The sequence below is a fragment of the Nocardia sichangensis genome (assembly GCF_047200615.1).
Lineage (GTDB): Bacteria > Actinomycetota > Actinomycetes > Mycobacteriales > Mycobacteriaceae > Nocardia > Nocardia sichangensis.
This window is the reverse complement of record NZ_JBJZOK010000069.1, coordinates 1-9,033: the sequence shown is the minus strand read 5'-3', so window position 1 is coordinate 9,033 and position 9,033 is coordinate 1. Positions and strand designations below refer to the sequence as shown.

The 9,033-nt window shown below is 64.0% G+C and carries 9 protein-coding genes; 7 read left to right on the top strand and 2 right to left on the bottom strand.

Features of this window, described 5'->3' with window-relative positions:
- The 7 genes from ACL03I_RS38800 to ACL03I_RS38770 form a co-directional block, all read left to right on the top strand.
- On the top strand, positions 1-1,168 hold a 1,168-nt coding region (locus ACL03I_RS38800; RefSeq protein ID WP_412808563.1), incomplete at its 5' end, for a 3'-5' exonuclease.
- A gap of 199 nt (positions 1,169-1,367) precedes the next feature.
- Positions 1,368-2,765, top strand: coding sequence for a DUF4041 domain-containing protein (locus ACL03I_RS38795; RefSeq protein WP_412808562.1), 1,398 nt, complete (start codon positions 1,368-1,370; stop codon positions 2,763-2,765).
- Between the two features lie 185 nt (positions 2,766-2,950).
- Positions 2,951-3,319 carry an effector-associated constant component EACC1 gene (locus ACL03I_RS38790; protein WP_412808561.1) on the top strand — a complete coding sequence of 123 codons (369 nt, stop codon included), beginning with the start codon at positions 2,951-2,953 and terminating at the stop codon, positions 3,317-3,319.
- The gene (locus ACL03I_RS38785) at positions 3,316-4,638 is read left to right on the top strand and encodes a caspase, EACC1-associated type (RefSeq protein WP_412808560.1); all 1,323 of its coding nucleotides are present in this window, start codon (positions 3,316-3,318) and stop codon (positions 4,636-4,638) included. The genes ACL03I_RS38790 and ACL03I_RS38785 overlap by 4 nt, the downstream gene beginning before the upstream one ends.
- 525 nt (positions 4,639-5,163) lie before the next feature.
- Entirely contained in the window at positions 5,164-5,355 is a 192-nt protein-coding gene (locus ACL03I_RS38780) for a hypothetical protein (protein ID WP_412808564.1), read from the top strand.
- On the top strand, positions 5,282-5,545 hold the full coding sequence (locus ACL03I_RS38775) for an excalibur calcium-binding domain-containing protein (protein ID WP_412808559.1): 264 nt from the start codon (positions 5,282-5,284) through the stop codon (positions 5,543-5,545). Before ACL03I_RS38780 ends, ACL03I_RS38775 begins: the two co-directional genes overlap by 74 nt.
- A 255-nt stretch (positions 5,546-5,800) precedes the next feature.
- Positions 5,801-7,717, top strand: a complete 1,917-nt coding sequence (locus ACL03I_RS38770) for a TerD family protein (protein WP_412808558.1) — start codon at positions 5,801-5,803, stop codon at positions 7,715-7,717.
- Between the two features lie 111 nt (positions 7,718-7,828).
- Here ACL03I_RS38770 and ACL03I_RS38765 read toward each other — a convergent pair whose 3' ends face one another.
- Both ACL03I_RS38765 and ACL03I_RS38760 read right to left on the bottom strand, forming a co-directional pair.
- A complete protein-coding gene (locus ACL03I_RS38765) occupies positions 7,829-8,638 on the bottom strand; it encodes a phosphotransferase family protein (RefSeq protein ID WP_412808557.1) in 810 nt (269 codons plus the stop codon).
- A gap of 53 nt (positions 8,639-8,691) precedes the next feature.
- On the bottom strand, positions 8,692-9,033 hold a 342-nt coding region (locus ACL03I_RS38760), incomplete at its 5' end, for an aKG-HExxH-type peptide beta-hydroxylase (protein ID WP_412808556.1).

Below are 9,033 nucleotides of genomic sequence, written 5' to 3'. Positions count from 1 at the left end.
TCCCGAAGTCGTCGATCGCGTTGAGTTCCTCGGACTGCACGCGTGGGCGAGCCAGTTCCTGCGGCTGCGAGGCAAGCCGGTGCGCATGGAACCTGCGCGGGCGCGCACAGCACTGTCACTGGCATGGGCGCATGTGGGCGGTGAGAACGGACCACTCGCCGACATCGAGCCCAACCTCGAATACTGGGCAGACGAGATCGACCGCTTGATCAAAGGCCGTGGTATCACTGACTACAACGATTATGCAGCGCTGGTCCGCACCGGTCGTGAGGGCTTGGCACTGCGCCGTGAAGATCAACGCCCCTTGGTGTGGAAGCTTTTCGAGGAGTACGAGCGAATCCGCTGCGAACGCGAAGTCTTCGACGCCAACGACCTGATCACCGCAGCGTTGGCGGAGCTCCGCCAACGACCGCTTGACCCACCGTATTCAATGGTGGTCGTCGATGAGGTGCAAGACGTAACGTTGATGGGCTTGCGACTGGTCGGGGAGATTGCCGCCAATACCCCCAATTCCCTGCTGTTCGTCGGCGACGGTCAACAGCAGGTATATCCCGGTGGCTGGCGGCTCTCGCACGCCGGGTTCGACGTTCGCAACCGCAGCGAACTCTTGGCCGTCAATTACCGCAATCGAGCAGCGATTCTCGCTTACGCCAGAGGAATCGACGCCCGCAACACGGTGGACGACCTTGATGGCGGTACCGGTGTGACGCTGCGCGACGCGCGCGGCGTCCTTGATGGCGGGCACGTCGATCAATGGGAAGGACCCGACAACCAGATCGATGCCGCGCTCACCACGGCGATCCGCGCACTTGGCGCACCCAACGGCCACGTCGCCGTGATCACCCGCACCAACACCGAGGCGAATCGCTTCCTGCGGGTGCTGAAAGCGGCGGGCATCCCGATCCAGCTGCTCGAAGATTACAACGGCAGCTATATTGACGCGGTCAAGGTCGGCACCGTCCAACGCGCCAAAGGACTGGAATTTCCGGCGGTCTTCCGCCCGGTGCTGCCAGGCGAACGGCCCCGCCGCCGGACCGCCTCACAGCAGGACACCGACGAACTCGCCGCCCGCCGCCAACTGGTCGCCGTCACCCGCGCCCGAGACTACCTCTGGCTCGGAATAGTCGACGGAGCTCTGACCGTACTAACCGACAGGGGTGAACGGTGATGCAGGCAATCGGCGTATACGGCGCGAGTCCGTATCCAGAGGCCTCAGCAGCGCCGGATGTCCCTGACTCGCCGCTGCACCCGAACACTCCGGATCGCCCCGGTTCTACACCAGTCGGCCCGAACACAGCCCTGCGTTGGATCTCCAAACGTTGGTGCGTAATGGAATCATCGAAACAACGACTTCGGCAAGGGGGATCATGACTACCGCACCACCGAACTGGTATCCCGACCCCGAGGACGAGCGCTTCCTGAGGTATTGGAACGGCACGGACTGGACCGGAGACCGCAAGCCTGTCTCAGCTGCCGATATCACCGGCCGGATCCAGCAGGGCGTCGCGCAGGCGCCGAAGGTCCCACTGTTCGGCACCCGTGCTTATGCGAAACGACAATCGCAGGAGCTGGCGGACGCGCTCACCGAAAATCGCCAACTTCGAGCTAAATTGGCGAGCCTCGGAGGACTCGAGGTCGCCGAACTCCAACGCCTGCGCGACCAGCTCGCACTGCAAATCACCGACCAGCAGACGTTGCTGGACAACTTGCGAACTCAAGTGATCAGCACCCGAGAGGAGCAGGTGCTTCAAGAGATCGGCATCTACGAATACCGTCACCCGTTGTCGGACGCGGTCGCTTACCGCGACGCGCTCAAACATCTACAAGGCGAAATCAAGGAACTGGCACGCCGCGACGGCGGCGCGATCGAGGCATCGACGACCTGGACCGTCAACGGGTCGGTCACCGAGGGCCGAAAAATGATCCGCGAATACTCGATGCTGATGCTGCGCGCTTACAACGCGGAAGCCGACAACCTCGTCCGAAGCCTCAAGCCGTACAAGCTCCCTACCGCACTCGAACGCCTCGACAAGATCGCAGTCACCATCGAACGGCTGGGCAAGACGATGCAGCTGCGCGTCGCCCCCAGTTATCACGAGCTCCGCCGACGCGAGCTGGAGTGGACCGCTGATCATCTCGAGATGCTCGCCCGCCAGAAACAGCGCGAGCGCGACGAACGCGACCGTTTGCGTGAGGAGCGCAAAGCGCACGAAGAACTCGCTCGTGAGCGAGCGAAACTCGAACAACTGCAACAGCAGGACCGCGATGCCCTCGCCGCGCTCGTGGCTACAGGCAAAAAGGACACCGCGGATGCGGCAGACCTGCGCGCGAGGTTGGAGAAACGGGAACTTGCGCTCACCATGATCACCAATCAGGAGCACGATATTCGCATCGGTCACGTCTACGTCATTTCCAATATCGGCGCGTTCGGCGAGAACGTAGTCCAGATCGGTATGACCCGCCGCCATGACCCGTCAGAGCGCATCCGTGACCTGAGCAACGCGTCGGTGCCATTCCGATACGACGTCCACACCATTTTCTACGCCGACGACGCGGCGGGAATCGAAGCCGAGTTGCATCGCCGTCTGGCAGACAAACGCGTCAACCAGGTCAACGAGCGCCGCGAATTCTTCTACGCCACTCCCGCCGAAGTCCGTGAGCACCTGCAGGAACTGACAGGGCAGCTCCTCGAGTTCAACGACCTCCCCGAGGCCGTGGAATACCGCCAAAGCCGCCTCAACCGCCGCAACGCCAGTCAGCAATGACTGTCCACAACATCATGCTTCGACACACCAACGTCGGACAGTCGGACAGGTCGATCGGAGTTCGGTGCTGTTCGCCCTGTCGCTGCGTCACGCAGTGATGCAGCCCGGGATTCAGACAGGAGGCAACGATGCGATCTCCTCGGTTCACTGTGCTTGGAGGGATTCGGCGCGGCAGGATAGATGCCATGCCGGAAGCTAAGGACCAGTTGACGATTCGCACCCACGGCAACGCCGATGACCTGCTCCAGCTCCTCGAATGGTTCAACGACGACGACAAGTTGAGGGGCCGAGTGAAGTTGCGCCCGAATCAGATTCGTCCGGGCCAGATGGGTGATCTCTACGATGTGCTTGTCGTCGCCGTTGGCGCGGGCGGAATCGCCCCTGCCCTTGCCCGGTCGCTGACAGTGTGGTTCACCGCGCGCCGATCCGATATCGCCGTCACCCTCAAGATCAACGAGCACACCGAGATCACCCTGGATGCCAAGCGAATCAAGACACCTGAGGTCACTCAAGCATTGCAGAGCATGCTCGAGCGGCCCCGCGACCAACAGTGACACCGGCACCGAGTCGCAGCGGGTGGCGTGCCGCACTAATCGGAGTCAGCCGGTACGTCGATCCTGAGTTCCCTGACATTCCAGCTGCTGTCAACAATGTCGCGGACCTTTCCCGGCTGCTGACCGCATCCACCGGAAGCGCGCTTGCCGAACGCCAGTGCAGTGTCCTGACCGATCCTCAGCACAGCGCGCAGGTCGGTCAGGTGGTTGCTACCGCTGCACGGGAGGCCGATGACGTCCTGTTGGTGTATTTCGCCGGACATGGCGTGGTGGATCGGCGTGGGCGACTGTACTTGGCGCTGTCCGGCACCAGCCGAGACCACCCTGAGTGGAGCTCGGTGCCGTTCGCAACGCTGCGCGATGAACTCATCGCGAGTCCAGCCCGTGCACGCATCTTGATCTTGGATTGCTGCTTCTCGGGACGAGCGTTCGAGGCCATGGGAGCGTCCTCCTCGCTCATCGACGGTCAAATCGACATTCAGGGGACCTACACCATCGCATCCTCTGCCAGAAACGAACCTTCGGCCGCGCCCGAAGGCCACCGCCACACCGCCTTCACCGCGGCCTTGCTCAGCACCGCCACCAACATCGGCCTTACGCTCGATCAGCTCTACCAGAAGGTCGACCAAACCCTGCACCGTGACGGCTATCCCCGCCCTCAGCGACGAAGCGTCAACATCGCCGGTGAACTGCGGCTGTTCACCCCGCCGGCCGCCCGATCGGTATCTGGCGGCGACATCTCGATCGCGACGATCACCGATCAAACCACCAGCTCTGATACCGATGCCGCCGAGAATTTCGAGGACGGCCGCCGCTTCGCCGACCAAGACAACCTCACCGCGGCGGGGAACTCGTGGCGGCTCGCCGCGTCGCAAGGACATACCGGCGCGATGAACAACCTCGCCAACCTGCTCGATGCGCAGGGTCAAGCCCGCGAAGCGCACGACTGGTACCGCAAGGCCGCCGAGCGAGGCGACGTCGACGCCATGGGCAACCTGGCAATGCTGTTACAACAGGTAAAACGGCTCAGCGACGCCGAACTCTGGTGGCGCCGAGCGGCAGAGGCCGGCAACACCGACGCCATGTACAACCTCGCCGTCATGCTCGACAAATCCCGACGCCTCGACGAAGCCCTCACCTGGTACCGGCGAGCCGCCGAAGCCGACCACACCGACGCGATGCACAACCTCGCGATCCGCCTGCGCTACCGCGGACAACTCACGGAGGCCACCACCTGGTGGCAACGCGCCGGTCATCGACAGGCGCAACGCACCGGCGAGAAGCTGCGCGGTCCCGTCTCACGAAAACAGTCACGGTGAAAGCGCTTCACCGGAGCTGACTCCAGTTCCATCGGCGTCACCGCCCCGCCATAGTGGATGCCAGTCTCATGGATTGTCCGTGGCATCCGCGGGATTCTGTGCTCGTGACCTCCGGCCGCAGACTCGGTGTGGACCGGCAGCGGCGATTCTGCACTATCGCCGCGCTAGCGGACTAAATCTGCTTCGCAGCAGTCGCGTCCGCTCTGGCCGACGCCGCTGTCATTGCTTGAGGCTGCTAGGCCACGACTTCGATCACGAAACTCCCGAAACACAGACCGTATCGACGGCGATAAGACGGACAGTCGCCGGTCCCCCGGCGGCGCAGTGCCCGAGGATTGGGCGAAACCCAGCCATGCGTAATTCTGCCCATCGCGTGGGCCCGGGACTGTGCGGACACGCCTTTCGGTAGCGCGCATCTGCACGGCAAATACGAATCCACTCCCCGGAAAGGGCAACGATGATCTCGACACGGCGACATGCTGGCGTTCTGTTCTGGTACGCCGCAACCGCCCTCGTAGCGGCCGCATGCGGTACCGAAACCGCTACGACACCAACCACCACGACATCAGTCACCGCGACGTCCCTCACCGCAGCAGTCACATCCACGGCCCGCACGACGCCTCCACCACCGCCGACAACTACTGTGGCACCACCGCCTCCGGCCACGCTGCAATCGCCCATCGCTCCTACCCCGCCGTCGGTTACGGTCGCGCCTGACCCGCCTACAGTTGCGGTACCCACGCCTCCTGTGGCGGCCGTGCCAGCGCCGCCGCGCCCAGTAGCTCCGAGCATCTTCTACCCCAACTGCGCGGCAGCCAGAGCTGCCGGCGCTGCGCCGCTGCGGTGTGGGGAACCCGGCTACAGACCAGAGCTGGACCGCGACAAAGACGGCATCGCCTGCGAATAACACAATCTCACGCCGCTCATCCCATAGCCGACGGACTGGTCGTGGTTGAGTCCGTGCCTCCCGGACCCATACCGTGATCTGTGGTCACAGATCTCGATCGGTCGGCCGCCAGTGCCCCCCGACCAGGGCGCAGGGCCTTCTTCATCGACGGTGCCGAGTCGGTCGGCGAACCGATCCGTCGCTTGTCGTGGCATTCTCTTGGTGCTGACGCCATTCCGGGACAATGTAATTCGCGAGTTAGTAAGGTTCCACATCGTGACGTCTCCGATGCTCTCGCGCGGACAGAACCTCACCCTGCCCGCAGCCGCACGCCGTGTCGACGTGATCATCGGCTGGGCCGACTCAACCGCCGAGGTGGACGCCTCCGCACTGCTACTCGGGGCCGACCAGAAAGTCAGATCCGATGCCGATTTCGTCTTCTACAACCAGCCACGCTCGGCCGATGGCTCCGTGCGGTTCCACGGTGCCGACGCGAGATCGGGCAACCAGGCGCGGATCGACATCGACTTGCCGACAGTACCCGACGACGTCCACACCATCGCACTCGTCGGCAGCATCGATTCCGGCAGTTTCGGCGCACTCGGCAAGCTGTCGTTGACGATCCTCGACGACACAGGCAGAACACTGGCCCAGTTCGTCACCTCCGAGGCGACCACCGAGTCCGCGTTCCTCTTCGGCGAGATCTACCGCCGCGCGGGCGCGTGGAAGGTCCGCGCCGTCGGGCAGGGTTGGGACTCCGGATTGGCAGGTCTGGCTATCGACTTCGGTGTGTCGCTCGACGACGATGCCGACTCGGAAGCCGAACCGAAGGAAGCACCGCAGTCCCATATCGAGCACCCCATCGGCTCGGCTTATCGGCTGTGGGGACAGAACCGGAGCTGGCACGGCTACGAGTTGACGATCGAAGAGGAGTACCTGCCGGCGATCCGCAGCCTGTATCCGCCCGAGCTCCCCGACCGCAACGATGGCCTCTCCCCCGAGGTTCAGCTGATACCCGAACCGGACAGCCTCCAAGGGCCGTGGGCGGTGTCGGTCCGGACCGGCGGCCGGACCATCGGATACCTCGACGCCGACACTGCCCGGAACTGGGCGGTGGTGCTCAGGCGCATCATCGCATCGGGATTCCTTCCCGCGACGTCGAGCAAGATCTGGGTCCGGGAGTACGACGACTGGGAAGGCGGCCTCGAACTCCACGCGAATGTGCTGATCGGACTCGAAGACCCGGCCCTGGCGATCCCTGTCAACGATCCCCCGAACTCTGCCTACACTTTGCTGCCGCGCTCGGGAATCGTCCAGGTGACAAAGGAGCACGAACACTTCGACGCGCTGTTGAAGTTCGTACCCGAGGGCGGGATCGGCCTGCTCGTCGTCACCTTGCATGAGAACACCGCGGAAAGCAGCCGAGCTAAGCCTCATGTCGAAGTACGCATCGACGGGGAGCGGATAGGGCAGTTGACTCCGCAGATGAGCCAGCGCTTCCTGCCGATGATCCGGCATCTGGAGTCGCGGGGGCTGGTCACCGCGTGCTGGGGCGAGATCACCGGATCGGCGGTCGCGGCCAAGGTGCGAATCGACGCGATCAAGGCGAACGAAGCGAGCCCAGACGTCCTGGACGGGCCACCGGTCACTGTCCCCCGACTGCTCCCTACGTTGCGCGATCCCCTCGCTTACGACCTGACAGCCATGCGAGCCCACCTCACGCCGCTACCGCCCACACCACCGCCTCCGCCGAGGCCGATTCCTCTCGAACCCCCGGATGGCTCGGTTGTCCGATTCATGAAAGGCGGGCACTACACTTACGTCGCGGTCCGCCGCGGAAGTCACTGGGAGACGACATCCTCGATGAGTGGTGCGATCGATGAGGTGATGGACTGGCCGGACCTGGCGTCCCAAGTCCGCACGTTCGACATCGCGACCGACTGGGCTCCGGTCGGAAAGCACGGCGACGCACGAGTCTGCGAACACCTTGCCGTCGTGCGGTTCACGATCGGGTCGAACTACCTAGCCGCGCTCAATATCGACAAATACGGCCGCGCGGAGGGCGACTGGTACATCACCGCCACCCGACGCACCTCGTCCCGGCTGCCCCTCGGCGACCTGGCCGACTGGTCCGAAATCACCAAGCAAGGCACACACATTCAGATCGCGACAGGCTGGCGACAACTCGAGTGAATCCGACGAAACACTCCGCGACAAGCGGGCCGGTCACAACTCCACCGATAGCCGACCACAGGCGAGGAGATCCGATGAAGCGAGTGCGATGGGGTCGGGGCGCTCCTCGCGTTACGGACCCTGTGTGATGGACCGGCGCCAGCGGTCGAGGTACGTGTCGGCGACGTGTTGCTGATCGGGAAAGCGATGTGCCAGTAGCAGAGTCCAGACACAGCCCTCCAATGACCTCGCGGCGCAATATGGGTGCAGCTCTCCCAGGACCGGTTTCCACTGCTGGTAACGGTGCAGCACCGTGGCATAGTCCCATTTCGCCGGGCCGGCGCAGGTGTCCTCGAAGTCGTTCCAGAGCAGCCCGTTCACCGTCGCGAGGACATTGGCGGCATGTGCGTCGCCGTGCAATGGCTGGGCAGTCTCGCGGTCGGCCATCAAGATCGGCGCCAATCGCCGGAACTCCGCCCGGAACGCGACAATGAGATGCGCCGGAACGATTTTCAGGCGCTCGAGGGTGTCGATCATGGTGGGTATCTCATCCAGCACGACGCCCATATACGGAAGGTCACCGGGATAGCCGCGCAGCACGCGATGCAGCTCGGCAAGTGAATCGGTCAATTCCGCGACACCCGGAACATACTCTGGGTCGTGTTCGATGTACTGCCAGCAAGTCAGCCACATTCCCTCGTGACGATGCGGTCCGGGCGGCAGCTCGTCGCTGGGTGGCACGACGGCTCCGCCATGGTCGGCGAGGTAACGGACAACCGCGACTTCGCGTCGCAACCAGGACGGAAGGTTCGGGCGCAACAAGGTGGTGGTGGTGACTCGCGCGACGAACGGAGCGGGCCGCAGATGAATCACCACGTTGCTCACGTCCTTGAGAACCTCGGGTGCGGTGACCGTGACACCGTGCCGCCGAGCGACCGCCACGGCAGCGGCAACCGCCCGCCGGCGAATCTCCTGCCTCGACTCACCGGCTCGGATCACGGCTTGCGCTGCCCGGCTGTCCTCAGTTGGGCCTCACGCTCGCGGTGTTCCTCGGCCACTTCGCGGGCGGCGGCTTCAGCTGCGGGATCCACCGGCTCACTCGACCACGGCAACACCGTCTCCCCCATCGCCCTCACAAACCGCTCACCCAACCCCGTCAACGATCCGGAGTCCCGCAACTGACCGATCGCCTCAGCGGTCATCATCCGCCAGCGAGCGAACTGCCTCTCCGCCTCCACCCGGTCGGCACCGCCGACCAGCGTCCGCCGCACCCGCCAATAATCGGTCACCCCGATATGCGCATAAGCACCCTGCAGCAGCCCCTCGATCGGACGAGG

Excerpts from the sequence above, each read along its gene's own strand:
- ACL03I_RS38790 (WP_412808561.1), top strand. The coding sequence starts at position 2,951 with ATGCCGGAAGCTAAGGACCAGTTGACGATTCGCACCCACGGCAACGCC.
- ACL03I_RS38795 (WP_412808562.1), top strand. The coding sequence starts at position 1,368 with ATGACTACCGCACCACCGAACTGGTATCCCGACCCCGAGGACGAGCGC.
- ACL03I_RS38780 (WP_412808564.1), top strand. The coding sequence starts at position 5,164 with ATGCGGTACCGAAACCGCTACGACACCAACCACCACGACATCAGTCAC.